The 25,280-nt window shown below is 54.6% G+C and carries 22 protein-coding genes and 1 other RNA gene; 11 read left to right on the top strand and 12 right to left on the bottom strand.

The window, feature by feature from the left end:
• Window positions 1–10 precede the first annotated feature (10 nt).
• Window positions 11–172, top strand: coding sequence for a hypothetical protein (locus ACHUE7_RS16725; protein WP_164743999.1), 162 nt, complete (start codon window positions 11–13; stop codon window positions 170–172).
• A gap of 35 nt (window positions 173–207) precedes the next feature.
• On the opposite strand, the gene ACHUE7_RS16720 is transcribed toward ACHUE7_RS16725, so the two are convergent.
• The 4 genes from ACHUE7_RS16720 to ACHUE7_RS16705 form a co-directional block, all read right to left on the bottom strand.
• Complete coding sequence (locus ACHUE7_RS16720) at window positions 208–810, bottom strand: 5-formyltetrahydrofolate cyclo-ligase (protein ID WP_394171017.1); 603 nt, start codon at window positions 808–810, stop codon at window positions 208–210.
• Window positions 811–832: 22 nt separating this feature from the next.
• A non-coding RNA gene (ssrS, locus tag ACHUE7_RS16715) (6S RNA) lies at window positions 833–1,011 on the bottom strand.
• A gap of 149 nt (window positions 1,012–1,160) precedes the next feature.
• On the bottom strand, window positions 1,161–1,478 hold the full coding sequence (locus tag ACHUE7_RS16710; RefSeq protein ID WP_127559416.1) for a cell division protein ZapA: 318 nt from the start codon (window positions 1,476–1,478) through the stop codon (window positions 1,161–1,163).
• Window positions 1,475–1,684, bottom strand: a complete 210-nt coding sequence (locus tag ACHUE7_RS16705) for a TIGR02449 family protein (RefSeq protein ID WP_127559414.1) — start codon at window positions 1,682–1,684, stop codon at window positions 1,475–1,477. Before ACHUE7_RS16705 ends, ACHUE7_RS16710 begins: the two co-directional genes overlap by 4 nt.
• A 194-nt stretch (window positions 1,685–1,878) precedes the next feature.
• Here ACHUE7_RS16705 and ACHUE7_RS16700 point away from each other — a divergent pair, with 194 nt between their 5' ends.
• Together ACHUE7_RS16700 and pepP are read left to right on the top strand one after the other, a co-directional pair.
• On the top strand, window positions 1,879–2,487 hold the full coding sequence (locus ACHUE7_RS16700; protein WP_394171016.1) for a UPF0149 family protein: 609 nt from the start codon (window positions 1,879–1,881) through the stop codon (window positions 2,485–2,487).
• 65 nt (window positions 2,488–2,552) lie between these two features.
• On the top strand, window positions 2,553–3,887 hold the full coding sequence (pepP, locus tag ACHUE7_RS16695; protein WP_394171015.1) for a Xaa-Pro aminopeptidase: 1,335 nt from the start codon (window positions 2,553–2,555) through the stop codon (window positions 3,885–3,887).
• A gap of 74 nt (window positions 3,888–3,961) precedes the next feature.
• Here pepP and ACHUE7_RS16690 read toward each other — a convergent pair whose 3' ends face one another.
• The 4 genes from ACHUE7_RS16690 to ACHUE7_RS16675 form a co-directional block, all read right to left on the bottom strand.
• On the bottom strand, window positions 3,962–4,831 hold the full coding sequence (locus tag ACHUE7_RS16690) for a hypothetical protein (protein WP_394171014.1): 870 nt from the start codon (window positions 4,829–4,831) through the stop codon (window positions 3,962–3,964).
• 245 nt (window positions 4,832–5,076) lie between these two features.
• Window positions 5,077–5,919: a hypothetical protein gene (locus ACHUE7_RS16685; protein ID WP_394171013.1), complete on the bottom strand. Its 843-nt coding sequence runs from the start codon at window positions 5,917–5,919 to the stop codon at window positions 5,077–5,079.
• A 172-nt stretch (window positions 5,920–6,091) separates the two neighbouring features.
• On the bottom strand, window positions 6,092–6,856 hold the full coding sequence (locus ACHUE7_RS16680) for an AAA family ATPase (RefSeq protein WP_394171012.1): 765 nt from the start codon (window positions 6,854–6,856) through the stop codon (window positions 6,092–6,094).
• A gap of 133 nt (window positions 6,857–6,989) precedes the next feature.
• Window positions 6,990–7,631: a DsbA family oxidoreductase gene (locus ACHUE7_RS16675; protein WP_394171011.1), complete on the bottom strand. Its 642-nt coding sequence runs from the start codon at window positions 7,629–7,631 to the stop codon at window positions 6,990–6,992.
• A gap of 278 nt (window positions 7,632–7,909) precedes the next feature.
• On the opposite strand from ACHUE7_RS16675, the gene lpdA reads away from it, so the two are divergent.
• Window positions 7,910–9,337 (top strand): dihydrolipoyl dehydrogenase, encoded by a 1,428-nt coding sequence (gene lpdA / locus ACHUE7_RS16670; RefSeq protein WP_394171010.1) that lies wholly within the window; start codon window positions 7,910–7,912, stop codon window positions 9,335–9,337.
• A 43-nt stretch (window positions 9,338–9,380) separates the two neighbouring features.
• Entirely contained in the window at window positions 9,381–9,989 is a 609-nt protein-coding gene (locus ACHUE7_RS16665) for a TetR/AcrR family transcriptional regulator (RefSeq protein ID WP_394171009.1), read from the top strand.
• Window positions 9,990–10,028: 39 nt separating this feature from the next.
• Here ACHUE7_RS16665 and ACHUE7_RS16660 read toward each other — a convergent pair whose 3' ends face one another.
• The gene (locus ACHUE7_RS16660; protein ID WP_394171008.1) at window positions 10,029–11,453 is read right to left on the bottom strand and encodes an aminotransferase-like domain-containing protein; all 1,425 of its coding nucleotides are present in this window, start codon (window positions 11,451–11,453) and stop codon (window positions 10,029–10,031) included.
• 217 nt (window positions 11,454–11,670) lie between these two features.
• On the opposite strand from ACHUE7_RS16660, the gene ACHUE7_RS16655 reads away from it, so the two are divergent.
• Window positions 11,671–11,913: a DUF1127 domain-containing protein gene (locus ACHUE7_RS16655; protein ID WP_394171007.1), complete on the top strand. Its 243-nt coding sequence runs from the start codon at window positions 11,671–11,673 to the stop codon at window positions 11,911–11,913.
• Window positions 11,914–12,020: 107 nt separating this feature from the next.
• Here ACHUE7_RS16655 and srmL read toward each other — a convergent pair whose 3' ends face one another.
• Window positions 12,021–13,145 (bottom strand): PheS-related mystery ligase SrmL, encoded by a 1,125-nt coding sequence (gene srmL / locus ACHUE7_RS16650; RefSeq protein ID WP_394171006.1) that lies wholly within the window; start codon window positions 13,143–13,145, stop codon window positions 12,021–12,023.
• A gap of 515 nt (window positions 13,146–13,660) precedes the next feature.
• Here srmL and ACHUE7_RS16645 point away from each other — a divergent pair.
• The 3 genes from ACHUE7_RS16645 to ACHUE7_RS16635 all read left to right on the top strand — a co-directional run bounded on the left by ACHUE7_RS16645 (window position 13,661) and on the right by ACHUE7_RS16635 (window position 19,897).
• On the top strand, window positions 13,661–15,508 hold the full coding sequence (locus ACHUE7_RS16645; RefSeq protein WP_394171005.1) for a hypothetical protein: 1,848 nt from the start codon (window positions 13,661–13,663) through the stop codon (window positions 15,506–15,508).
• Between the two features lie 531 nt (window positions 15,509–16,039).
• A complete protein-coding gene (locus ACHUE7_RS16640; RefSeq protein WP_394171004.1) occupies window positions 16,040–18,058 on the top strand; it encodes a choice-of-anchor Q domain-containing protein in 2,019 nt (672 codons plus the stop codon).
• A 108-nt stretch (window positions 18,059–18,166) separates the two neighbouring features.
• A complete protein-coding gene (locus ACHUE7_RS16635) occupies window positions 18,167–19,897 on the top strand; it encodes an FG-GAP-like repeat-containing protein (RefSeq protein ID WP_394171003.1) in 1,731 nt (576 codons plus the stop codon).
• Between the two features lie 378 nt (window positions 19,898–20,275).
• Here the strand turns inward: ACHUE7_RS16635 and ACHUE7_RS16630 are convergent, their stop codons facing one another.
• A complete protein-coding gene (locus tag ACHUE7_RS16630; RefSeq protein WP_394171002.1) occupies window positions 20,276–21,862 on the bottom strand; it encodes a bifunctional AfsR/SARP family transcriptional regulator/alpha/beta hydrolase in 1,587 nt (528 codons plus the stop codon).
• 466 nt (window positions 21,863–22,328) lie between these two features.
• Here ACHUE7_RS16630 and ACHUE7_RS16625 point away from each other — a divergent pair, with 466 nt between their 5' ends.
• The gene (locus ACHUE7_RS16625) at window positions 22,329–22,592 is read left to right on the top strand and encodes a hypothetical protein (RefSeq protein WP_394171001.1); all 264 of its coding nucleotides are present in this window, start codon (window positions 22,329–22,331) and stop codon (window positions 22,590–22,592) included.
• 238 nt (window positions 22,593–22,830) lie between these two features.
• Here ACHUE7_RS16625 and ACHUE7_RS16620 read toward each other — a convergent pair whose 3' ends face one another.
• A complete protein-coding gene (locus ACHUE7_RS16620) occupies window positions 22,831–23,019 on the bottom strand; it encodes a hypothetical protein (protein WP_394171000.1) in 189 nt (62 codons plus the stop codon).
• Between the two features lie 158 nt (window positions 23,020–23,177).
• On the opposite strand from ACHUE7_RS16620, the gene ACHUE7_RS16615 reads away from it, so the two are divergent.
• A complete protein-coding gene (locus ACHUE7_RS16615; protein WP_394170999.1) occupies window positions 23,178–25,259 on the top strand; it encodes a molybdopterin-containing oxidoreductase family protein in 2,082 nt (693 codons plus the stop codon).
• The last annotated feature ends 21 nt before the right edge of the window (window positions 25,260–25,280 follow it).

Below are 25,280 nucleotides of genomic sequence, written 5' to 3'. Positions count from 1 at the left end.
GAAAGCCACTATGAAACGCAGTAAACCGGATATTCTGGTGATGCTGGCGCTGATCCTCGGGTTAGGACTGACCCTGAGCGGCATGTCGAAGGGAGACAATCGCGAACGCATCAATGATGTGAATGCCAAGGCGTCCGGTATCCTGTTGGGAACCGAGCTTAACCGCCAATAGGCGCTCTGGCTTCAGGCCAGGTGCTGCATCCCACGCTACTTGTATATCCCCTGGTCGGTGATCACCGCCGCCAGGGGCAGGTCCCACCCTTCCTGGGGAATAGCCTCTACACACTGGCACTCATGCGCTACGCCCAGGCGTTGCGGCTGCTGTGGCCAGCGCCCTTCCTGCGCGAAAGTCCGGTCGTAAAACCCGCCGCCCATGCCCAGCCGGCCCCCGGCGGCATCAAACCCCACCAGCGGCATCAGCACCCAATCGAGCGTCCAGGTGGGAATACGCTCCGGCCTGGCCGGTTCCGGAATGCCGAACCGGTTGGCTCGCATTGGCTCGCCCGGTTGCCAGTGGCAAAACCAGAGATGCGGTCGGACGGGATCGAGGGGGTTAAGCACCGGCAGGAACACAGACTTTCCATCGGCCTTCAACTGATCCGTTAGCGGAGCGAGATCAATCTCACCATCGTTCGCCCAATACAAGGCAATGCGGCGGGCGCGGGGGTAATCGGGGTGGTGGCGAACCTGACGGACCAGGCCTACAGCAGCGAGGTGCTGTTCGATTGGTGACAGGGCGCGCCGGCGAGCGCGCAGTTCTTTGCGCAAAGCACGCTTCTGATGAGCTATTTCAGGGTCGGGCTGAGTCATCCGAAACAGACTCCAAAAAACGGGTATCCCCAGACTACCGCTGCCATGAGAGACCTTGAACCGTAGAGTTCAAGGCGGCGTCCCTCGTGATAAATTAGGCTTTCCGACAAGCGGACATGCTCACATTACCAGCTAAGAAACACCTGGGTAAAAATTATCGGCTCGAGGACTTTGCATAGCTGGCGCATAGCCCAGGGATGACTCGGATTATAATGAAAATGCGGCGAATGACAGTCTTGACAGATACGATTTATTCACTTCCCGATCACTTTGAAACGCCCGGCTCGCCTGGGACGCGCTCCCTGGCCCCACAACGCTGATCGAAAATTTTTCGCATGATGAGGTTACCCTCAATCATCCTCATCCAGATCCATCGCAATGCTGATCTGCTCGGGCAATACCTGGCTGATTTTCTGCTCAAGCCGTGCCAGGGTGTCCTGATCGTGAGCGGCCACCGGGGTGGTATCGAGCAACTCCCGGGTCAGGTTCAATGCCGCCATCACCGCGATGCGCTCAATGCCGAACACTTTGCCGGTCACGCGAATTTCTTTCATTTTACGGTCCAGCGCCCGCGCGGCTTCTTCCAGCTTGGGCTCCTGGCCTTCCGGGCAGGCGACGCGGTATTCGCGGTCAAGAATGGTGACGGTCAGGGTCTGTACATTGCTCATTCCGATTGCTCCATGGCCCGCAAGCGCACTATCATCGCTTCGACCCGGTCTCGGGCCAACTCGTTCTGTTTGATCAGTTTGGCGCGCTCGGCTTGCCAGGCCGACCGTTCGGCTTTTAGCAGCTGATTTTCCTGCTCCAGGCGCTGAAACTGGTCGAGCAAGGCGTCCAGTTTGTGTTCCAGACTCTTCAGGGTTGGTTCAGACATAGGCAGGCCAGCATTGTTTACGGGGGCCTACTATATAAACGCGGCTTGGTAACGGTCAACGACTGCGGTCACAGCTTGGGCTGTGATAGCATGTTTTATAGGTAAAAAGTACCAGGTAAAAAGTATGTCCGGACTGGACCCGGACCCGCGCATTCTCTGGGCCACCCCCTCCTGGCCCTCCGATTGGAGACTTCATGTCCGACTCGTCAGCAAAACACCCTGAATCCCGCCCTGAAGCCCCTGAAATGGCCTATGAAGACCTCGCCGAGCTGTTTCGACGCCTGGGTACCGGCCAAACCCCAACCTCACTGCACGCCTCCCTGGCGGGCATTCTGGCCGCCGGCCACCGCATGAGCAGCGAAGATTGGGTGCACTGGGCGCTGGAGCTACTGGCCCCGACGGAAACCGTCACCGAAGGCCACCACATCATTCTCAAAGGCCTCTATGTGTGGACATTGCAGTCACTCGAAGACACGGGCCTTGGCTTTACCCTGCTACTGCCCACCGACGAAGCCCCGCTCGATGAACGCCTCGACGCGCTCAGCGACTGGAGCGGCAGCTTTCTGGGTGCCTTTGGCTCGGTGGGCGTAGTCGCTGAAGGCCAGGCCCTGCCCGAAGCCGTAGAAGAGGTATTGGAAGACTTGTCGGCCATTGCCCAGGTCGATACTGAATACGACGAAGGTGACCAGGCCGAGGCCGACTTCCTGGCGATCAGCGAACACGTTCGTCTGGGCGTGCTCACTCTGTTTCTGGAATACAACGCCAACGCCGCCAGCGATGACGAACCCCCGGTCGTTCACTGACCCGGGCACGCTTGCCGAATGAAAACGCTAACCCTATTTGAAAGACAGACCTTGAGGACGACCGCATGAAACACATCAGCCCGGCGGAATTTGCCGAACGGCGCAAGCGTTTGATGGAACAGATGGCCGACAACAGCATTGCCATATTGCCGTCCGCCACGGAAACCATTCGCAATAACGACGTGCACCACCGCTTTCGTCAGAACAGCGATTTCATGTACCTCACTGGCTTTCGTGAGCCGGATGCCGTACTGGTGCTGATGCCCGGCCGTGAGCAGGGCGAATACGTACTGTTTGTGCGCGATAAAGACCCGGCCCGGGAAATCTGGGACGGCTACCGCGCCGGCCCCGACGGTGCTGTGGAGCAATTCCAGGCCGACGATGCCTTTCCCATCGACGACATCGACGACATTCTGCCGGGCCTGATGGAAGGCCGCAGCCGCGTCTATTCGCAAATGGGGGTCGATGGCGACTTCGACCACCAGCTGATGACCTGGGTCAACCAGATTCGCGCCAAAGTGCGCACTGGTGCCCAGCCACCGGAAGACTTCTCTGACATGTCGCACTTGCTGCACGACCTGCGCCTGTTCAAATCGAAACAGGAAATCGCCATCATGCGAGAGGCCGCCATAATCAGCGCCCGGGCTCATACCCGCGCCATGAAGGCCTGCAAACCCGGCATGATGGAATACCAGCTGCAAGCCGAGATAGAACACGAATGCATGCTGGCTGGCAGCCCCTGGCCCGCCTACCCGGCCATTGTTGGCAGTGGCGACAACGCCTGCATTCTGCACTACATCGAAAACACCGCCAAAATCAAAGACGGCGACCTGGTGCTGATCGACGCTGGCTGCGAGCTGGAATACTACGCCTCCGACATCACCCGCACCTTCCCCGCTAACGGCCACTTCAGTACTGAACAGCGTGCCATTTACGACCTGGTGCTGAAAGCCCAGTACGCCAGCATCGAAGCTGTGCGCCCAGGCCAACCCTGGATCGCCCCGCACGAAACCACCGTGCGTGTTCTGGTTGAGGGCCTGGTCGAACTGGGCTTGCTCGACGGCAATGTCGACGACCTGATCAGCAGCAATGCCTATGCCCCCTTCTTCATGCACAAGACCGGCCACTGGCTGGGCATGGATGTGCACGATGTGGGCGACTACAAAGTCGGCGGCGAATGGCGCGTCATGGAACCCGGCATGGTGATGACCATCGAACCCGGGCTATACATCTCACCGCACAACACGTCTGTAGAAGAGCGCTGGCGCGGCATTGGTGTGCGCATCGAAGACGACATAGTGGTCACCCGCGACGGCTGTGAAGTACTGACTCAGGATGTGGTGAAAGACCCGGCGGATATTGAAGCGCTGATGAAGGGTGGGCAGAGCAGTTTGTTTTGAGTGTGTCTGTTGTACACAAAAAAGCCCGCGTAGCGCGGGCTTTTTTTAACAGTTATGAATACAGCATATAGCCGCTACTGATTCACGTTAAACGATGTCCCATTGTAGGTTACTACCACCGGGTCATCACAGCCGGAATAGGTTAACGTTAGTACATCGGTAGATGACGAGTCGGTCACAACGATGCTACCGCTTGAAAAACCGCCGTTGTCACACAACACCAAGTCAGTCGCTACGATCTCAACGTATCCGTAGTCTTCGTGGTATATCTTCGCTGTAAAATCGAAATCACTGCCTGAGCTGCTGAATGACACATCGGTTACCCGATAGGAAACACCATCATTACTGAAGTTCTCAGACACAGTGCAGCTGCCCAACCCCAGGTCACCGGAACATTCGTATGAGGACGTTAACGTATAACTTCCCATGTAATTTGTGGAGACGGTAAGGTCGTATTCCCACAGCCAGTAATTGCCACTGTTATCATACTCATAATACATGCTGCCATCGTAGGTTATAGAATACTCACCATACGTATAGGTACAGTTATTATAGTTGTAGGTAAACTCACCCGACTCGCCATTCTGTGACGTCGTAAGGGTGTAGGAGGCTGAGCCACCCCCATTACAGAATTCGGAGTAATCACCATTGGTCGTGTTTCGAGCAAGCAGCGACTGCGAATCACCAAGGCTTTGCTCAATCAGTATGTCGCGGGGAGAATCAGGCACAAACAACGAGCGCAAAGCACCACCGCCCTCTTCAGTACTGACGGCCTGTTTGGAGGCGACATGCACCCCCTTGGCAACAGCGGTATTATTCGAGTCATCAACCGTTGCCGCTGACGTCTTGCCCGAATACCCGGAACTGTCACCATCACCATCGCCACTACCCCCTCCGCAAGCGGCAAGCAGTATTCCCATGGATATCACTATCATTGATTTCATCGTATTCATTCCATGTCTTCCTTAGTATCGACTGAACGGAATGAGTTACGGACTGCACACTCGGAACCCAGGCTGATTATTAGCCGATAATCGCATGAATTCCGTTAACTAGTGTTTCAAAGTATTAACAAAGGTAAATGGCAAGATAGTTCGACGAGTGCTCTTACTTTAAAGTCGAAAATCATTGATAAGATATAAAAAAGCCCGCTAATAGCGGGCCTCTTGTGGTGCGAAATCACTATCTGCTATATCTCGTTCCAGGCAACCAATTCAGGCTGGCCACCGTTCAGCGATACTTCAACACCGTTTGCTACCACGGTATATACAATCGAAGTACCATTGCCACCCTTCACTTCCACGACACCCTGGTAGGGGTAAAAATCAGACACCCGCTGTTTCACGGTCGTTGTCGTTTCTATCGTAATCACTTGATTGTTGATGTCTGAGGAGCTGAGGGATAATGCTATCTGAACACTGCTTTCATTGTTGGCGATGCTTGCCTTGATACCACCATCCACACTGTCAGAGTAGATGAGCCCACCACCACTGCCATACTCTTCATAGGAGAGCTCATCGAACAGAACGGTAGCAGCGATTGAATTAAATGTATCGTTGCCATTGTAGCCAGACCAGCTTAGCGAAATACTCATCCCACCATTTTCTACTTCATATCCAGAGCCGAAATCATATGTGCAGTTATTGGATGTTAGGCTGATTGACGCACTGCCGCTGGATTTTAAGCTGCCATCATCGTTTATCCCGCTGCCATTAACACTGTAGGAAACGGTGCCACTACTTTCACAAGCAGAACTGCCAGACTCGGAAATGCGCGATGATATGCCTGACTTCATACCGGTTACAGAGCGGGCATTGGATCTGCTCAAACTCACGTCAGAAAAATCTGTGGCTGATACTGATAAGGCTGAATCGCCCACAATCGTATCGATTTCCCCGCGAGACTCAGCATTGATTACGTACGTAGGCGATTTGAGACTAACATTCAACTCCCCGCTACCAGAACCACCACTGTCTGAATTACAGCCCATCAGAACGGCCGATGCCGCAATCGGTATTAACCACTTAATCATTTCGATACTCCTGAAGCCTAGTGAATCCTTCGTTTAATTTGGTTGTAACAGGGAGTCATTTGCCCTAATCGTAGGCTATAGCAAGCGATGCTATTATTCTACAAAAGTTAGACAATGGCGTGCTATTCGGAATGATACTACTCATTAGCAAGAACTTTGCCGTCAATCCTTCTCATTCTCGAAACAGCTCGTCCAGCATTTTCTCCGGGTTATTCAAAAACGCCTTCGTAACGGCGTAGTGCTCGGTATCCTCATAATTCACGCGGCTGATACCGGTGCTGTCAATCTGGTATATCCAGGCACCCGGATAGGCGAGCAGTATGGGCGAGTGGGTTGCAATGATGAACTGAGAGGAATCTCCGACCAATTGGTGCATACGGCTTAATACTGCCAGCTGTCGGGTGGGTGACAGGGCCGCTTCGGGTTCATCGAGCAGGTAGAGCCCCTTACCGCCGAAGCGGTGCAGCATTAGGGCGAGAAAGGATTCACCGTGTGACTGCTCGTGGAGCGATACGCCGCCATAGTAGTCGATCACAGGCGGCGGCGGTGGCCAAAGACTGTCAGGGTCGTTCTGGTCCAATTCTTCAATGTTGGTGGCCAGGTTGAAATAGCTCTCTGCTCTCAGAAAGAAGCCATCTCTGGGTCGCTGATACGACTTGACGGTTTTCAGGTGCTGGTGCAGCGAGGAATGCGATGCACGGGTGTCGAAGTTGAAGTTTTTGGTGCCGCCTTCGGCATTAAAGCCCAGCGCGACGGCAATGGCTTCCATCAGTGTAGACTTGCCACTGCCGTTCTCGCCAACAAAGAACGTTACGTCAGGGGCAAACTCAAGAGCATCCAGCTCACGTACAGCGGGAATCGAAAAGGGGTATCGGCCGAGATCGTTTATCTGATCCCGTTTCAGCACAATTTCTCGCAGATATGGAAGCGCTTCCATTGTATGTCACCCGGTGGCCAGTCCTGTGGTCACCGGACACCATACCCTGATGTCACCCTCTTTGAACACCGCCCAGGCTGCGCAAATCCAACGCTCGTTGACGGGTCCGGTTCTGGACAGCCATGAACCTACTTCACCCCTGCGCGGCCAGCTCGGTTCTCAGCAGCTTTTCCAGCACTGCTACAGGCTGTACACCCTGCAGCGCCTGTGTTTGATTGATAATCATCGTCGGTACCGCTCGCACGCCCTTTTGCAACCATTGCTCTTCAGCGTCGCGTACGGCCCGAGTAAACAGCCCCTGCTCCAGCACCTCCCGGGCCCGAGCTTCGTTCAGGCCCGCCTTGACGGCGCACTCCATCAGCACCTCATCAGCTCCGGGGTTGCGCCCTTCGCCGTGGTACGCCTGCAGTAGCGCCAGTTTCAGTCGGCGCTGGGCACCAGCGGGGCCTTCCTCATCGGCCCAATAAAGCAGCCGGTGCGCATCGAAGGTGTTCCATATCATCGAACGCTCGCCAAAGTTGAACCCGACGGTACGCCCCCGCTCTCGTAACATGTCGTGAGATGTTTCCACCTGGTCTGGCGACATACCAACCCGACTGGTGAGATAAGCTGTCAGCTCCAAGCCCTCCGGCGGCATGTCCGGGTTCAGTTCGAACGGCTGGAAGTGGACCTCGACGTCGGTCGTATCACCCAGTTGCTCCAGTGCGCGCTCCAGAGCATTCACACCAATGGCGCACCAGGGGCAGGCTATGTCAGACACTACATCAATTCGCATAAGCTTATGGAGACCTCATTTGGCCTCCCAACAACGTGGGGAGCCATATGGCAACAATACTCCGACACTTGGCCGCAGTGGTTTGAGCTCAGTCTATTGGGGGTCGTCTACTTTTCGCAAGCACGTATAAACTGGTAAGTGTAAGAACTGGCCGTCAAACAAGCTGCGAACGTCGAATCTGAGGCTCGTCACCCACATCGATCAGTTTACAACCACTGCTTGGTCGACTATGCTAAAACCTATCTACTGATAGGTAATATCCAAATGGAGGCATCACCATGGCAGCAACACTGAAAACCGAGGTTCTGGTTCTAGGGTCAGGCCCCGGAGGCTATTCGGCCGCTTTCCGCCTGGCTGACCTGGGCAAGGAGGTAACCCTGGTTGAGCGTTACCCGACACTTGGGGGTGTTTGCCTGAACGTTGGTTGCATACCATCGAAGGCGCTGCTGCATGTCGCTGACGTGTTAACGGAGGCCCGGGAGGCCGAGCACATCGGCGTTCAGTTCGGCGAACCCACGGTCGATCTCGATGCGATTCGCGCCTTCAAACAAAAGTCGGTCGATAAACTGGTCGGAGGCGTTGGTGGCATGGCTAAAGGCCGCCAGGTCAAGGTGGTCCAAGGCGCCGGCACCTTCAAAGACGCCCACCGGCTGGAAGTAGCCGGTAACGAGACAGACAGTCTGATCGAGTTCGAACACTGCGTTATCGCCGCTGGCTCGGAACCAGTGCAACTCCCCTTTGTACCCGACGACGATGACCGAATTTGGGACAGTACCAAAGCCCTGGAGCTACCCTTTATACCCAAGCGTTTTCTGGTGATTGGCGGCGGTATCATCGGGCTGGAAATGGCCACGGTTTATCAGGCACTGGGCAGTGAAGTCACCGTTGTAGAATTTGCCGAGCAGCTGATACCAGCAGCCGACAGTGACCTGGTCAAAGTCTACCAGCGGTTCAACAAAGACCGATTCAATATCCATCTAAACACCCGGGTAACTGCGGTAGTTGCCAAGCCAGACGACCTCCACGTCACCGTTGAGGATGCACAGGGTGAGACTCGCCAGGAGACCTACGACGCCATTCTGGTAGCCGTAGGACGGCGCCCGAACGGGAACAGGATTGGCGCTGAGCATGCAGGCATTCGTGTGGATGAACGCGGCTTTATCGAAGTAGACAACCAGTTGCGAACCTCGGTTCCGCACATTTTTGCCATCGGCGACATCATCGGCAACCCAATGCTGGCACACAAAGCCTCGCATGAAGGTCATGTAGCGGCCGAAGTCATCGCCGGTCATAAGGTCGCGTTCGAGCCGCGCGCCATCCCGTCCATCGCCTACACCAACCCCGAGATCGCCTGGACTGGGTTGACCGAGAAAGAAGCCAAAGCCCAGGGCTTGAATGTTGAGACCGCGACCTACCCCTGGACAGCCAGCGGGCGTGCCATCGGCGCCAATCGAAGCGAAGGCAAAACCAAGCTGATCTTCCACAAAGACAAAGGCACCTTGTTAGGGGCAGGCCTGGTAGGCATCAATGCCGGAGAACTGGTGGGCGAACTCAGCCTGGCTCTCGAATTTGGAGCCGACATCGAAGACATCGCCCTCACCATTCACGCCCACCCGACCTTGCACGAGACCGTAGGGCTTGCCGCGGAACTGGGGGCCGGTACAATCACCGACCTGCCCAACCCGAAGATCAAAAAACGGGTCTGAGTGCAGCAATAGTTACCCGGAACCCACAAGTAAGGCCATAACCATGAGTAATACCCGCGAACAACTACAAGATCGCGCGGAACACTACATTCGCCAGGGTGGGTTCGGGTCGTTCAGCTTCCGCGACCTGGCGAAAGACCTGAACATCAAAAGCGCCAGCGTGCATTACCACTTCCCGAGCAAATCGGACCTTGGTACTGCTGTAGCAGAGCGGTACAACCGGCGCTTTGAAAATGCCCTGCCCGACCCAGCCATTTCGACACTCGCCACGGCGGAACTGTTGCGTCAGTACATTGTGATGTTTTACACCGAAATGATGCACTCCAAACAGGTGTGTTTGTGCGCCATGCTGAGTGTCGAAAGAGCAACCCTGACGGCAGACATCAACACCACCGTCGACGCCTTTTACGCACTCAACCTGAACTGGCTGACGGCCGTTTTCACACGCGGTGACCTACCCAAAACCCAAGCCCACCAGCGGGCGTGCCAGGTTCTGGCCACGCTGCAAGGCGGGATGATCGGAGCCTGGTCACAACAAACTGTCGATTACTTCGTTCAGGCAGCCCGTGGCCTTTACAAAGACCTGTTCGACAAGAACCTGCGCCTGCCAAAAACCAACGCCATCGAAAAGGAAGCTACCCCGGAAGCTTGAGTCGGTAGTCCATTGGGAGCAGCCTCCCTGGCCTTCTTCTTACGCCTCGTCCATCGCCTCTTTTACCCAACTCCCCAGCTTGCGCAGTGCCTCTTCTTTTTCGGGCGACCAGGCAAGCGCATAATTCAGGCGCATGCAATTACGGTACTTACCCGTCACTGAAAACAGCTCACCCGGCGCAATGCGAATGTGTTCGGTAAGCCCGCGATGGTATAGCTTCGTCGTATCCACCTGCGGTGGAAATTGCAGCCAGACCACCAAGCCCCCTTCGGGACGAGACACCCGTGTTTCGGGTGGGAAATACTCGGTAATTCGCTCAACAATGAACTGGTAGCGTTGCCGGTAGGTTTCACGGGCCAGGCGCAGGTGTCGCTCATAGGCCCCTTGCGCCAGTATTTCCGCCGCCACCATTTGTGGCAACGATGCCATGGCGTGCGAGGTGACGAACTTGCTGTGCACCACTTCCTCGAAGTAACGCCCCGGAATGATCCAGCCGATTCCGAACTGCGGGTCGATGGTTTTTGACAGAGAAGAACACAACAAGACCCGGCCGTTCTTGTCGAACGCCTTTACCGCCTTTGGTCGCTGCTCGGCATAATGCAAATCACCGTAGATGTCGTCTTCGATCAGTGGAATGTCATAGCGGTCGAGCAGGTCGACCAGTGCCCGTTTGTTCTCGTCTGGCATATTACAGCCCAGCGGGTTAGAGAAGGTTGGCACTGTCATGATGGCCTTGATCGGCCATTTATCCAGAGCCAGTTGCAAAGCTTCCAGACTCAAGCCGGTTTCAGGGTGCGCCGGAATTTCCACGGTTTGCAAACCAAGGGCTTCAATCATCTGCAACTGGCCGTAGTAGCATGGAGACTCCACCGCCACGATGTCTCCAGGCCGGGTGACCACCCGCAAACAATGCGCCATCGCATTCTGACAGCCGGTCGTAACGATGATGCTTTCAGGCGGTGCAAAAACGCCCGCGTCGACCGCACGACGCGCAATTTGCTGCCTTAATACCAGCAGGCCTTCCGGGGTATCGTAACCAATACCGAGAAAGGCCTGGGTTCGTGACAATCGCGTATAGGTGCGCTGTACCTGACGGATGATTGGGAAGTCTGACGAGGGGATCGCCCGGGAAAAATTAGCGCCCTCGGTAATGGAACCGCGCTGTACCTCCATAACCAGCTGGGACAGCGTGGTCGGCAATGGCCGGGGCCGGGTACGCACCTGCTTCGGCACCGACAGAGTTTCTTCACTCCTGCTTTGCACAAAGTAGCCTGAACGTTCACGAGCCTCGACCCACCCTCTGCGTTCCAGCAGTTCGTAAGCCGCCGAAACGGTGGAAATACTCACCGATTCACGCCGCGCCAGTAACCGCACAGAAGGCATTTTCTCCGACGGTCGAAACACACCCTGGCGGATCTGCTCAACCAGTGAGTCGGCAAGTTGAGCATAGAGATTGGTTTCCATCAGCACCCTCTGTCGAGCATCGACCAGAACATTACCATTATTGAAGGCTCTGGAGACCAGTACAGATCGCTCACAACGAACCAGAACAGTAGCTTATCGCCACCATCTGTTATGGTCAATGTTCCTATTTCCTGTATCTGTACCGGTTCAGGTGGTGCGCTTAACATGGTGTTAATCGGAAATACCCGTTTTCGATGGTCACTTAAGGAGAGCTCTTGTGAGTACCCGTGTCGATACGTTCAATCAAAGTCGCCAGCCTCTGTTTAGCACCCTCTGCATTTTGCTGGCTCGCAGCACGCGCATGGCAATGACTTACTTTGGTAACACCACCAGGCACTGGTACCGCAACTACAAAACCCGAGCACAATTAGCTCGCTTGCCAGATTACATTCTGAAGGATGTGGGTTTGAAACGAGCAGATGTCATTCGGGAAACCAGCAAACCGTTCTGGAGACAGTAGTGTGTTGCTTGATTCAAAAGGAGTGGGAGCAGTTCTCCGACCCTTTTGCAGGGGTTAACGTCGGCACAAGTTTCAGCTACCAGCCGCATCGTTAACCCATATGCCCGCTATTGGGCCAGTACCGTCACACTTCCCTGGTGCAAGACCTGGTACACACGGTTACGCAAATCATTGGCCTCATCACGGCCAATGCTCCTCGTTGGATGGCGCATGGTCAGTCGCAATAGCACATTTTTTTGCCCGGGCATCAGACCTAGCCGGTCAACGGCCACTGCAGGCAAGTCATCACCCGCGGTTTCACTGACTATTTCTATGGCCTCCAGCCAATCAAGCTTATCCGGTATGGCTTCGCGAACGCGGTCACCCAATACCTCGCCGTCCATATCCGCCTCTGCAGCTATGGACAGGTCGCGCACCACCGCAGGTTGGTAGGAAACCGGTCGCCATCGCTCAAGGTCTTGCATTTGCGCCACTATGCGGTGATCCGAATTATGCAATAAGCGGATGTCGGGTAGGTGTTTGCGCAACATCAGTAAACGATCCAGCCCAAGGCCCATCGCAACACCAGTGACTTTTTCCGGGTCCCAGCCATGACGGGCCAGCAGCGCCGGATCTATGCGACCACACTCCCCTACTTCTACCAGTTGGTTGCGCTCTGAAAGCGCCTCCAGTTGCACACCGTCCCTGGTATAGGGATGCGATGATGCCTCCAAGCGCAGTGGATGATCTGGCAAGACGGCGGTCATCACCGTATCGATGGCCTCCCGTAACATCGTCTGCAGATGGGTAACGTCGCTGACAGGCAGCAGCACCCATACATCCACCTGGTGCGGTTCACCAACGTGAAGCCGATCAATACTGTCGCGACGATACACCCGACCGGAACACAGCAACCCCAATTTCCGGGGTGTTTTGTTGCGCCAACTGCTCAGCCATTCTGGAACCAGACAGGACGTTTGAGTTCGAAGCATCCAGCGCTTGGACAGGTAACGACTGTACCGGCTTTCCCGTGCCGGGCCGTCTTCAGGGTAACCAAGGGCGTCGTAATTGTCCTGCACACGAACCAGAGGGTGGCCCGACAAACGTTGCAGCTCACAGTCGTAAAGGGATTCGATAGCATGCTGAATGTCATCCAGCAGCAGTTGCATGGCATGAGCACCCTGGTTCGGGTTGCTGAGATCGCGCAGTGTAAGAGCGTCGACCAATTGGTCGGCGGTTAGGTGTTTAGACATGATGGTTCTCCAAAAAGCCAGCAGTCACGGCATTGGCATAACTGCGATATTCCAAGGGGGATTGTGGAATCTTCCTCCGAGCCCAAGGCCCGGAGTTGGCTTTTCAGACAGGAAAAGTCAGACCGCCGTGCCCTGCTTCAGGACTCGGAGGTCAGTAAATCGATGTGCGTGCATCCAGTTAGTCATGCTTCAAATACTACCCAAGAGAAGATCCGTGTCAATGGTGACTCAATACAAACCCACACCCTACATCTGTCGGGTACCCTGCCCACTTGTTTTCCGTGTAGCTTACACCCGATTTTGCAATCGGCATTGTTGATTCAACTTCAGCTGAAGCAGGTCTGTAATGTGCAATAAGTCTCACTTTTCTGATTGAAAAAGACGTTTTCAAACGCTTATTCAAACGCTAGACCGTTAAATTCATCACCATTGCATCCAATCAGGGGGCTAGCTTCGTCCTGGGATCGATGACTCAATTTGTTGATTGAAAACACCAACCCAAGGAGGACCAATACATGCCCAACTCTTCGCGTTTACTAGCCCACTTATTCAGCGTTGCCATACTGGCGATGCTCAGTGGCTGTGGCTCTGAAGGCTCATCCAATTCGCAGGATGAAGACACAGAATCCGACACGCCAACAAACGAGCCTGATCCAAGCACCGACCCGACCACTCCCGCAGCAGCCGAGGTCAGCCTGAGCTTTGACGCCATAAAAACCCTGCGCTTCGACTGGACAGACGTCGAAGGCGCCACCCACTACATACTGCTGGAAAACCCCGACGGCCAATCCGGTTTCAGCCCCCTGGGTGAGCCGATTGCTCAGGGTACTGAAACCCTGGCACTGGAAATACCCACCTTCTCACGGTTTGACGCCGAGTACATTCTGCAAAGCTGCAACGAGGTGGGCTGCGTTGACGCCAGCACCCTCACCATTGATGACGGTCTGAACGACCTGATCGGTTACATCAAGCCCAGTGATGTCGACAACGCCAGCTTCTTTGGCACAGCGGTCAGCCTGAGTGCCGACGGCAATACCCTGGCAGTGGGTGCCCCCCAAGCAAGGGCATTCTCTGACGGCAGTGGTAACAAAGTGGGCATTGTTTACGTCTTCACGAAAGCTGGCCCCGGCCAATGGGCAGAACAACAGCGGTTACCGGCTAGCACTCGTGGCTCCGGTGACAACTTCGGCGTTGCGTTAAGCTTGAGCGCAGACGGCAATACGCTCGCTGTCGGCGCCAATAACGAAGACAGTGATGCCGATGGAATAGGCGGCGACGAAACCAACAATGACGCAGCGAATGCCGGCGCTGCCTATGTGTTCACCCGTGCCGAGGGTGTCTGGTCTGAGCCAACGTTCATCAAAGCCAACACCTCGGACTCCAATGACAAGTTTGGCGAATCCGTCGAACTGAACGATGCCGGTACGGTATTGGTCGTAGGGGCGCCTAGCGAGCAGAGTGATGCCCAGGTGATCAACGGCCAACAAAACAACAATGTCACAAACGCCGGTGCGGTTTACGTATTCACGCGTGATGACGATACCTGGCAGCAACAGGCCTACATTAAAGCCAGCGATGCCACGGGTGACGAATTCTTCGGTCGCTCCATCAGTCTCGATAGCGAAGGAAGCACCCTGGCCGTGAGCGCCTTTCTCGAAGACAGCAGCGATACCGGTGTAAACGGTGATGCATTCGATATTGCGGCAAACAAATCCGGGGCTGCCTATGTGTTTGTGCATGACGGCGCCAACTGGACGCAGCAGGCGTTTATTAAAGCCAGCAATACAGAAGAGCAGGATCGCTTTGGCAATTCCATCAGCATCAGCGGGGACGGGGACACACTGGCGGTGGGTACCATACGGGAAGACAGTGCAGTCACCGGTATTGATGGCGACCAGTCGAACAATGAAGCACCCAGTGCTGGCGCCGTCTATGTGTTTACCCGTACCGACGCTGACTGGGCACAGCAGGCTTACCTCAAAGCCAGCAACACCGATGCAGGCGACAGCTTCGGAAGCGCCGTGAGCTTAAGCCATACTGGCGATGTGCTGGTGGTTGGTGCAGTGAATGAAGCCAGTACTGCCGTTGGCATCAATGGCAATGAATTCGACAACACCGACCCGGCGGGTGCCGCCTATGTGTTTCGTCGCACCGGCCAGGCGTGGACTCAGCACGCGTACCTGAAAGCCACGAACACAGACAGTGGCGACAGTTTTGGCAATGCCGTCAGCCTGAGCGGTGACGGAGAGACGCTGGCCATTGCCGCAAGAAACGAAGGCGGGAATGCCACGGGCACTCAAGCCAGCGCTGAAGAGCAAGCCGATAATTCAAAGAGCAACCGGGGCGTGGTTTACCTGTACTAACTTGCCTGGTTAATGACACCAGCGGGCGTCTATTGAACATTACTCAATAGGCGCCCAGGCAGAGTTACCAGGCCGGACTATGGCTCGGCTTTTACCTCATTCACATCAACCATCTCAATGGCACTCAGTGCCGCTTCAATTGCCCCGTCCTGACACCAGCCCACCATCGAGGCTTCCTCACATACCGTCGTCTACACGGCTCCCTTGCAGGCAGCAACGACTGAATGCCCGCCATTTCAGCTGAAACAGGTCAGTAATGCGCAATAAGTCTCACTTTTCCAGAAAAAAAAAGACGGCTTCAAACGCTTCTTCAAACGGTCGACCCATAAAATGCCGAACCATTGCATCCAAACAGTCGTTGACCGTCGTCTATGAACCAATGCTTCCCGCTAACGCCTCAAAGAGAGCAAAACAACGGGAGCTGGTCAGACTGAATTGTCTTAACGAGCCAGGTATTGCTGACGCTCTATATCAGGCGCTAGGCCCAGGTTATATCCGTTTACGTACATTCGCTTAAAGGAATAGGACAACATGAAATTACTGCCTTACACCCTACTGATCGCCTCGGCAGCCGTCTCGGCTCAGGCCGCTACGCTGACCGTTTCGACCACGAACAACACAACGGCCAACGATGGCTTCTGCTCGCTGCAGGAAGCCATCATCGCGGCAAACACCAACGCCTCCTCCGGTGACAGCACCGGCGAATGCCCGGCCGGCGAGGTTAGCGCTACCGACATTGTGACGCTGCCCGCAGGCATCTTTGCTTTAAACGAAACACTCGCCATTACCCAAAACCTGATCCTTCAAGGGGTCAACAAGACCGATACCATTATCGATGGTGGCAACTCAGTCCAAGTGCTTTCCGTCGGTACGGAGGTTGATGCCGTTGATTTTGAACTGCAAAACGTACGTATCGCCAATGGCGGCAGCCCGCTCGCTGGCGCTGGTATGGCCATCATGCCGGATTCCAGCGTAACCATACGCGACAGTCAATTCAGCGGCCACGCCAGCGATTTAAAAGGAGGAGCCATCAATGCACTAGAAGCCTTCCTAACCATCTACGACAGCACATTCAGCAATAACTCGGGTACCGATGGTGGAGCGATAGCCGGAATAGATAGCTCGGTTCGCGTTTACCGAAGCACGTTTTCCGGAAACATAGCAACAGGCGATGGTGGCGCGGTATACAGCGATGAGGGCTACCTGGTCGTCAACGAGTCAACCCTAACCAACAACGCTGCAACAACAGATGGTGGCGCGATAGCTTCAGACAGCGAGGGCACTGTCGAACTGAGTGGTACCCTCCTGTCCAACAACGAAGCAGGCAGTGATGGTGGTGCGATCAGCATGAATGACTACGAACTGTTGATTATTGAAGACAGCGACTTGTTTGAAAACTTCGCCGGTGACGATGGTGGCGCCATCTATACCGACTATTCCACTCAGGTAACGTTGGTCAATACTCGTCTGACATCCAACGAAGCCGCAGGCGACGGCGGTGGTTTATACCTCGACAGTTCATCGCTCGGCCTGTTTGGATCCACCGTGTCTGACAACTCGTCCTCGTCAGAAGGTGGCGGTCTCTATATCTATGAAGGCGTGTTGAACGCGGTTGACAGTCAAATCGACAACAACACCAGTACGTTTATTGGTGGGGGGTTCTACCTCGAGTACCCCGGTAGTGCAACGCTGACCAACACGTCGGTCCTGGGAAATACGTCTACCTCGAGCGATGGCGGTGGCGCATATCTTTATGAGGCCGCGTTGACGCTAATGAACGCAAGCATTGCTGATAACTCGGCCCCAGCGGGTTCTGGGGGCGGACTGTTTCTGGACGGTGCGCAGCTTCGGGCGGAACACTCGATTATCCGCGACAACAGCGCACTGTTTAGTGGCGGCGGCCTCTTCGCTGAGAACAACGCCATGGTACTGCTCAACACCACCCTAAGCGGCAACCGGGTCGAAGGTGGCGATGGCGGTGCACTGTATCTGGACAGCGGAGCCATCGCCAATCTGAACCACGTCACGATGGCCGACAATTTTGCATCCAATTTAGGCGGTGGTGTTTTTCAGGGCGCTACAGACAGTCTGCTTGCGTATGGCAACAGCATCATTGCCGGTAGTACGGCCACAGAAGGGCCGGATTGCGAATTAAACCCGGGGGCTCGCTCACTCGGCTACAACGTCATCGGCAATGGCACGGGGTGCGCAACCCACAGTACTGACCAGCTGATTAATGCACCCCTCGTGTTAACCGAACTGCTGGCCCCCCTGGCCGGCAACGGCGGACCCACCCTGACGCACGCACTCGTTGCCGGAAGCCTGGGTGACAATGCGGCCAACTCCGATACGTGTTTGCCAACCGACCAGCGCGGTGTTGAGCGCGAACAAAACGGCAAAGGCTGTGACATCGGTGCCTTTGAACGGGTCAATGCCTCAGCTTCTTCCGGCTCAACCGGCGGCGGTAACAGCAGCGGCGGTAGCCTGGGTCTGTGGTTGGGTTTGTTAACGCTGATGATGGGTAGTGTTCGGTTAATGCGCCACAACTAGGGAGCCAGAATAAATGTAAAGGCACCCAAAGCAGTGCCCTGTTCGTTACTAGGGAGCTTCTGAACAACTCCCTAGTAAGAACCCTTAACCCTTCGAAGGACAACAGCAATGCAAGAGATAAATGTTCTACTCCCCATCATCCTTGCGGCGGCCTTACTGGTTAGCGCTTGTGATTCGGGTAGCGGCGATTCAACGGCAACTGAGCCAAGCACTGCGGGTAGCGTTAATACCGACACCGATGGCGATGGCGATGGTATCATTGATAGTCTGGATGCCTTTCCGGATGATGCTACGGAAAGCGCAGATACCGATGGCGATGGTATCGGCGATAATACCGATACCGACATTGATGGTGACGGCGTTGATAACCTCAACGACCCTTCGCCTAACGATTCGACAAACAGCGTTGCGCCTTTCTTTACCAACGGAGTCAGTTCAACCTTTTCAATCACTCGACTGGTTGGTGGCCCGTCTTTAGATGCACTAACGCCAAATTCGTCCAACTTTAATAAAGATCCTCGCGCAATTACCGCAGGTGATCTAAACAACGATGACTTTATCGACTTTGTCTTTACCTCTGAGACCACGGGTGAAATATACAGTTTACTGCAGAGCAGTAGCTCAGGCTTTACACTCCGGTTGATCGCCGATGATGGCGCGAAGGGCACTGCCATTTTTTTAACGGATATCGATGGCGACGGCTTTAACGATGTGCTTACCGCAGACTCCGGCACAGACCTCATTAGCTGGTATAAAAACAACGGCACCGGCGAAAGCTTTACCGTAGACCCCAGCCAACAGTTTTCACTGAACAATGCCAATACAGTATACGCAGCGGATATCGACATCGACGGCGACATTGACTTTGTTGGAGCAGGCAGCAGTGTCAGCCTATTGATAAACGATGGCGCACAGAGTTTTACCGAAACGATTCTTAAAGGAGATGGGGGGTTCTACAACTCGATCACCCTCGTCGACTTGAATGGTGATGACGAACTGGACATTGTGGCAAGTTCAAGTAACAGCAGCACGCCAATCCTTTGGTTTGAAAACGACGGCTCTGAAAGTTTTACCGAAAACAGCATCACAACCACGATGACCAGCTCCAACTCAATGGTGCCCATCGATATCGATGGCGATACAGATATCGACTTAATTGCGACCGCTAGCAACGGAGAGACAGTTGCATGGTTTGAGAATGATGGTGCCAGCAATTTTACGCAAACGACATTGGTCACGGACACCGAGCATGAATTTGCCCAAGCGGCGGATATGGACAACGATGGCGACATCGACATTATCACAGAGCAAAGCGACAGCACCTTGGTTTGGTTCCAAAACGACGGTAATGAAACCTTCAGCGAGACCATTATCGCTAGCGTTGAGAACCTAAAGAGCATATTGATTACCGACTCAGATAACGATACCCGTGCGGATATTGTTACCGCTCAATTCTTCAGTGATGTTTTGAATCGGTATGAAAATGCCGCATTATTAAAAGTAAATGTAGCCGAAGGCGAAAGCGCCGTTGAAACCTTCACCGCCACCGATGGCGACGGCCAAACGCCCACCTTTTCCATTAACGGTGGTGACGATGCTAACTTCTTCAGCATGGATGCCACTACTGGCGAGCTCAGCTTTATTAACCCTCAGTTTTTCTCAGCGCCAGTGGATGCCGATGGTGACGGCATCTATAACCTGACTGTCGCCGCTAACGACGGCTTTACCGACACGCTGGCGGCGGTGGAAGTAAGAGTCGTCTTTAGCTTAACCGACTTTGACGGCGATGGTGTAGAAAATGAAGATGATGAATTTCCATACGAACCGCTCCCGAGTTAACGGCAGGTAGACTGCTTTAGCTATTCATAAGCCAGCTTCACACCACAGTGCGGTTGGCTTGTTTCGTTTTAAGCCGTTTTGGCTCAGCAGGCACAAGCGCCAGAGCAATCCTTAATAGCGATGACGACAATGAAGACACTGCCGACACCATCAGTCCAGGAATCTTGGCAATAGAAAAACGCTGCCGACATTGGATACCTCTATATCATCGTGGTGGTCGTGGAGGCAGTCTGGGGTTATCGATTGGACTGTTAACGCTGATGCTGGGTAGCGCTCGGTTGTTATGCCACTAGAAAACCTGGGTTAAATAAAGAGATTAAGAGCGGGGCATTGCCCCGCTCTTTGCGTTTGGGTGGTAACCAACTTATCAGAGGCGTTTCAGTGACGTTGAATGAATTCTCTAACCGAATCCACGAAGGCTTTGGAGGCAGCCTCCCTCCCCAATAGTAAATGGCCGTCGCTCTCCAACCCCACAAATTCAGCATTGGGAATAGCGGCCGCTATGTCACGCCCGACTGAGACGGGAATTCGACGGTCCCCCAGTGAGTGAATCACCAGGGTGGGGACGGAGACTTTAGACAGTTTTTCGCGCACATCAATATCACCAAAGACCGATAGAAACCGGGCGGCGTTCTCGGGCGATGTGGTGAGCCGTTGAAATTCATTGAACCAGCTTAATTCTTCAGGGCGAGCACTGGGCATGAAGGTTGATGTGAATATCTGACGATATGCCGGGTTATCCCGCCCCCAGCCTGTCTTCGTCAGCGTCATTATCGCTTCCCGTTCCTGGATCTCATTGTCGGTGGCGTTAATACGCCAGCCCGCCGGATACCCCCCAAACAGAATCAAATGAGTAACGCGGTCGGGGTGCTTAACCGCGTAGTCAATGGATACGGCCGCACCCTGCGAAATGCCGAGCAGCACAAATTGATCAACCTTGTTGGCCTCGACCACCGACTCCAGGTCGGATACGAACGACTCGAATGACAAGTTGGCAACATCCCAGTCTGAAAGGCCGTTGCCGCGCTCGTCGTAACGGATGAAATGATGATCCATCGCTAACTCCCGAAACAGCGGGCTCCAGATCGGTGCATCCCAGTCGTACTCCAGATGGCTGAGCCAATTCGCTGCTTTTATGATAGGGGTGCCTTTACCGACAGAGCCATACGCAATCCTTACTCCATCAGCGGCTGTGCAGAATGCGACTGTTTGACGGGACAACATATCATGACGAACCGACTCCTGATTGATCGCACCTGACTCCGCTTCCGCGATTGGTGCTGCTTCTTCGGTCCATTGAACACCCGCATTGCGAAACCGGGTTTTAAACTGGTTCGTTAACCGGGCAACGTCCATGGTGCGCCCCAACAAACGCAGCAACGCGAGAACACGATTCGCCGCACCCGGGTTAAAAGGGTCCAGTTCCGCCCATGCCAGGGCATGATCCAGTTGGGTTTCGCGTGGATTTGTCGGATGTGACGCCAGTCGTGCCCTGACCTTGCCCTGCATCCGCCGTATATTCTGGCGTTCCGACGTTAACCAATCCTGAAACAAGGGCTGGTTGGGTAAATCAATTCCCTCCAGAAAGGGCTCGGATAACTGTCGTTGTAAGGCATCAAGTGCCTCGGATGACAGATTCGGTTGGTCGACAACAGTGGCAATACGCCTTATATCCAGGTCAATGTCGGTCACGTCCAGTGACACTCGCTCTCGATCGGCAATCAATCGCTTGTGTGCCCCTTGATTCACAAGGGATCTGAGTTTGGTCAATGACCAGCGAAGGGTTGCCCTCGGGTCATCCGGTAGGTCCCAGAACACTTCACACAACCGGTCACGTCGATGTGGCCGATTGGTAATCGCTAGATACGCCAACAAAGCACGTGTGCGCTTTGAAGCGGGTAATTTGATCACCTGTCCTTCACTCAACAGTGACAGTTCGCCAAACGTCTTAATTGTCAGTGACATCCAGATTAATCCTTGGGTGATACTGCCGCCTTATGCCAGTAGCGAACTCCGGGCTTCTTGATCGTTTTCAAAAAAAACCACACGCGTTCAAACGCTGACTCAAACGATCCCGCTGTAACCTGGTTGCACTAACTCGGTGCAGACAGGAACAGTATCTGCGTGGTAGCGCGGTTGTATTCAAAGCGCATGGTCCATGCCTATGCACCACAGATAGCGGGCGACCCGTCACGGTATTCGTTTGTAAGGCTGAAAAGCTTCAGCCCTGCAATAGCGTTGTTTAAAACGCAATAAACCGTTGCTTGTAGAAAAGTTCAATAAGCCATCAATTGGTTGAGGAAATAGGGTAGGTTTTTCTGCCTGCATCCATTCACCGGGTTCGTATCGCCTTACGCTTAGAGCCTTTCGACTTATTGAGCTCAGTCACACCCATGCTAAACAGATATAGCAGCCTAAAGGGAGACTGACCATGAAATTCCCGTCCATCAGTACGGTAGCCATGTTGTCTGGCCTGGCACTAACGACTTACACCACGGATAGCTACGCCAGTGCATATGGTAACTATAACGACTCTGCAGCGTCCCGGGTTGTGTCAACGGTTGATACCTCCCTGGGTACGGTTTTCACAACAAACCAGGCAATGACTCTCTACACCTCTACCCGCGACGACGCATTAGTACCCAACAGCCATAACATCAGCAATGCTTGGCATGCCGCCCAACTCAGGCAATAAAGGGCTCGGTTGCAAACGTGCCGTACCCTGCTCTCTCTGTAACCTTTATCCGGGTTATAACCAGTATATGTTTTTTAACATCCACTACGGTACTCTATTTTGATTTACCCCATTGATTATTCGCTGACTCTGCCTGCAGGTATTCCTATTTTCTCATTCACTAAGATGAACAACCTTCTACTGAGCATACTGAATCCGCTTGTGCACAGAAGCGTATGCGTTTTTATATCATGGCAAGCTATTCGAACGCTATTGTGCGGGTTTTTACAGCGTCCACATCAACTATCTCAATGGCACACAACGCCGCTTCGATTGCCCCTTCCTGACACAACCCTACCATCAATGCTTCCTCAAAGGCCGCCTGCGCTGCTTCCTTGCATGCAACACGCGTCGCTTCAGCCCATTGTCGGGCCTGTTGCTCTTTCATGGCATCTTCTCCAAGTAGGGATACAGATGAAATGTCTCTAAGTCTGAACACCACACTGATGTCTTACCACAGTCATGCCCAGAGTGCGCACAATACGAACGGCGGATACCACAAAAAAACGTTACCATCGTTTCTGAAATCTTAACCAATCGGTTGCCATGACTCACCACCGCTCTGTCTGCCCGCTCGATTGCCCCGACGCTTGCGCCCTGCGCGTAACGGTAGAAGACGGGCGCGTCACCCGCGTCGCGGGTCATCCGGACCACCCGGTTACCCAAGGCGCGATCTGCCACAAAGTGCAGCGTTTCCCGGAGCGTACTCACGCGCCTGAACGACTGCTGTACCCGATGCGTCGAGTACGGCCCAAAGGGCTGGCCGTGCAGCGGGCAACGCCCGATGACTTTGAACGCATCAGTTGGGAGGAAGCCCTGGCGGAGATCGCTCAACGATTTAAGAGCATCATTGCCGGGCATGGCGCCGAAGCCATTCTGCCCTACAGCTTTTACGGCAATATGGGCGTGCTCAGTGCCGAGTCCATGGATCGTCGTTTCTTCAATCGTCTGGGCGCCTGCCATCTCGATCGCACTATTTGCAACTCTGCCGCCACAGCCGGCAGTGCCTACACCCTGGGAGCACCAACGGGTGTTGACCCGGAAGACAGCGTACGCGCTAAGCTGATTCTGGTCTGGGGCTGTAATATCGTTAGCACCAACATGCACCAGCTTATGCTGGCCAATGAGGCACGCAAGCGCGGCGCGACTCTGGTGGTGATCGATGTGCATCGCAACCGCACCGCGCGCTGGGGTGACCGGTTCTACCAGGTGAAGCCGGGCAGCGATGCCGCCCTGGCGCTGGGGATGATGCATGTTCTGATTCGGGATGACCTCGTCGACCATGCCTTCATTGAACAGTATGCCCTGGGGTACCGGGAGCTGGTCGACCATGTTCAGAATTATAATCCGGAGGCGGTCGCGCATCTAACCGGCTTAACACCCAAGCAAGTAGAAGAGCTGGCCCACCTCTATGGCTCGGCCGACCCCGCGCTGATTCGCCTGGGCAATGGCCTGCAACATCACGACAACGGCGGCATGATCATGCGCACCATTACCTGTTTGCCCGCCTTAACGGGCCAATGGGGCAAGCGCGGCGGTGGGTTGATCAAGGGCAACGGCTGGTACGCGCAGTTCAATACCACCGCTCTGCAACGGCCCGACCTACACCCCAACCCGCACGGCCGACGCGTAAACATGAACCAACTGGCCGATGCCCTGCTGGATGACGCCCGGCCGATACAGGCACTGTTCGTGTACAACAGCAACCCGGCCCAGGTTGCGCCGGACCAAACCCGTTTACGGCAGGGTCTACTGCGCCCGGAGCTGTTTATCGTGGTGCACGAGCTGTTCCTCAGCGACACCTGCGCCTACGCCGATATTGTTTTGCCCGCCACCAGCCACTTTGAAAATCTGGATCTCTATAAATCGTACTGGCATCTTTATGTGCAGCTCAACGAACCGGTGCTGCCAATACAGGGAGAGTGTCGTTCAAACCCGGAACTGTTTCGCAACCTGGCCGCTGAAATGGGGTTTGAAGACGATTGCTTTAAAGACACCGATGAAGCCCTGATTGAACAGGCACTGAACTCAAACAGCCCCTATCTTGAAGGGATTGATCTGCCTCGCCTGCGGCGCGATGGCTGGGCCAAGCTCAAGGTACCGGAAGGCGGGCTCTTTCCGCACCGGATTCCAACGCCTTCCGGCAAGTTCGAGTTTTATTCGGCCACCATGGCCGCCCGGGGTTTGCCACCACTGCCGGAGCATACGCCCCTGGACGAGCAGGAAGGTCGTTACCCCCTGGCGTTCATTACGCCACCCAATCACCGCTTTCTGAACTCAACCTGCAGCAATGACGAACGCATGCAACGCCTGGAGGGCGAGCGACCAACGGTGCAACTTCACCCGCAGGACGCGCAGGCTGAAGGCATAGTATCGGGTGATCCTGTCGTGGTATTCAATAACCGGGGCAGTTGCGAGCTGGTTGCTGAGGTGACCGAGGATGTTCTGCCCGGCACGGCGGTATCACTGGGGCTATGGTGGGATGACCCTCAACAGGGCCTTCGCTCGGTTAACCATCTGACTGATACCCGGATATCCGACATGGGCGGGGGCGCGACGTTCTTTTCGGTAAGGGTGGGGGTACGCAAGAGACTCGGCGAGACACCCGGACTCCTGGAGACGGATTAGCCCGGGTGCCCGCTACAAATT

This window comes from Saccharospirillum alexandrii (genome assembly GCF_043641555.1).
Lineage (GTDB): Bacteria > Pseudomonadota > Gammaproteobacteria > Pseudomonadales > Natronospirillaceae > Saccharospirillum > Saccharospirillum alexandrii_A.
The sequence above is the reverse complement of the archived record's forward strand: the minus strand, read 5'-3'. Positions and strand labels throughout refer to the sequence as shown.

What these genes read in the sequence shown, in the direction of transcription:
- ACHUE7_RS16625 (WP_394171001.1), top strand. Translation starts at nt 22,329, where the DNA reads ATGAAATTCCCGTCCATCAGTACGGTAGCCATGTTGTCTGGCCTGGCA.
- ACHUE7_RS16720 (WP_394171017.1), bottom strand. Translation starts at nt 810, where the DNA reads ATGACTCAGCCCGACCCTGAAATAGCTCATCAGAAGCGTGCTTTGCGC.
- ACHUE7_RS16700 (WP_394171016.1), top strand. Translation starts at nt 1,879, where the DNA reads ATGTCCGACTCGTCAGCAAAACACCCTGAATCCCGCCCTGAAGCCCCT.
- pepP (WP_394171015.1), top strand. Translation starts at nt 2,553, where the DNA reads ATGAAACACATCAGCCCGGCGGAATTTGCCGAACGGCGCAAGCGTTTG.
- srmL (WP_394171006.1), bottom strand. Translation starts at nt 13,145, where the DNA reads ATGTCTAAACACCTAACCGCCGACCAATTGGTCGACGCTCTTACACTG.
- ACHUE7_RS16725 (WP_164743999.1), top strand. Translation starts at nt 11, where the DNA reads ATGAAACGCAGTAAACCGGATATTCTGGTGATGCTGGCGCTGATCCTC.
- ACHUE7_RS16645 (WP_394171005.1), top strand. Translation starts at nt 13,661, where the DNA reads ATGCCCAACTCTTCGCGTTTACTAGCCCACTTATTCAGCGTTGCCATA.
- ACHUE7_RS16690 (WP_394171014.1), bottom strand. Translation starts at nt 4,831, where the DNA reads ATGAAATCAATGATAGTGATATCCATGGGAATACTGCTTGCCGCTTGC.
- ACHUE7_RS16685 (WP_394171013.1), bottom strand. Translation starts at nt 5,919, where the DNA reads ATGATTAAGTGGTTAATACCGATTGCGGCATCGGCCGTTCTGATGGGC.
- ACHUE7_RS16630 (WP_394171002.1), bottom strand. Translation starts at nt 21,862, where the DNA reads ATGTCACTGACAATTAAGACGTTTGGCGAACTGTCACTGTTGAGTGAA.
- ACHUE7_RS16660 (WP_394171008.1), bottom strand. Translation starts at nt 11,453, where the DNA reads ATGGAAACCAATCTCTATGCTCAACTTGCCGACTCACTGGTTGAGCAG.
- ACHUE7_RS16620 (WP_394171000.1), bottom strand. Translation starts at nt 23,019, where the DNA reads ATGAAAGAGCAACAGGCCCGACAATGGGCTGAAGCGACGCGTGTTGCA.
- ACHUE7_RS16665 (WP_394171009.1), top strand. Translation starts at nt 9,381, where the DNA reads ATGAGTAATACCCGCGAACAACTACAAGATCGCGCGGAACACTACATT.
- ACHUE7_RS16635 (WP_394171003.1), top strand. Translation starts at nt 18,167, where the DNA reads ATGCAAGAGATAAATGTTCTACTCCCCATCATCCTTGCGGCGGCCTTA.
- ACHUE7_RS16640 (WP_394171004.1), top strand. Translation starts at nt 16,040, where the DNA reads ATGAAATTACTGCCTTACACCCTACTGATCGCCTCGGCAGCCGTCTCG.
- ACHUE7_RS16675 (WP_394171011.1), bottom strand. Translation starts at nt 7,631, where the DNA reads ATGCGAATTGATGTAGTGTCTGACATAGCCTGCCCCTGGTGCGCCATT.
- ACHUE7_RS16705 (WP_127559414.1), bottom strand. Translation starts at nt 1,684, where the DNA reads ATGTCTGAACCAACCCTGAAGAGTCTGGAACACAAACTGGACGCCTTG.
- ACHUE7_RS16710 (WP_127559416.1), bottom strand. Translation starts at nt 1,478, where the DNA reads ATGAGCAATGTACAGACCCTGACCGTCACCATTCTTGACCGCGAATAC.
- ACHUE7_RS16615 (WP_394170999.1), top strand. Translation starts at nt 23,178, where the DNA reads ATGACTCACCACCGCTCTGTCTGCCCGCTCGATTGCCCCGACGCTTGC.
- lpdA (WP_394171010.1), top strand. Translation starts at nt 7,910, where the DNA reads ATGGCAGCAACACTGAAAACCGAGGTTCTGGTTCTAGGGTCAGGCCCC.
- ACHUE7_RS16680 (WP_394171012.1), bottom strand. Translation starts at nt 6,856, where the DNA reads ATGGAAGCGCTTCCATATCTGCGAGAAATTGTGCTGAAACGGGATCAG.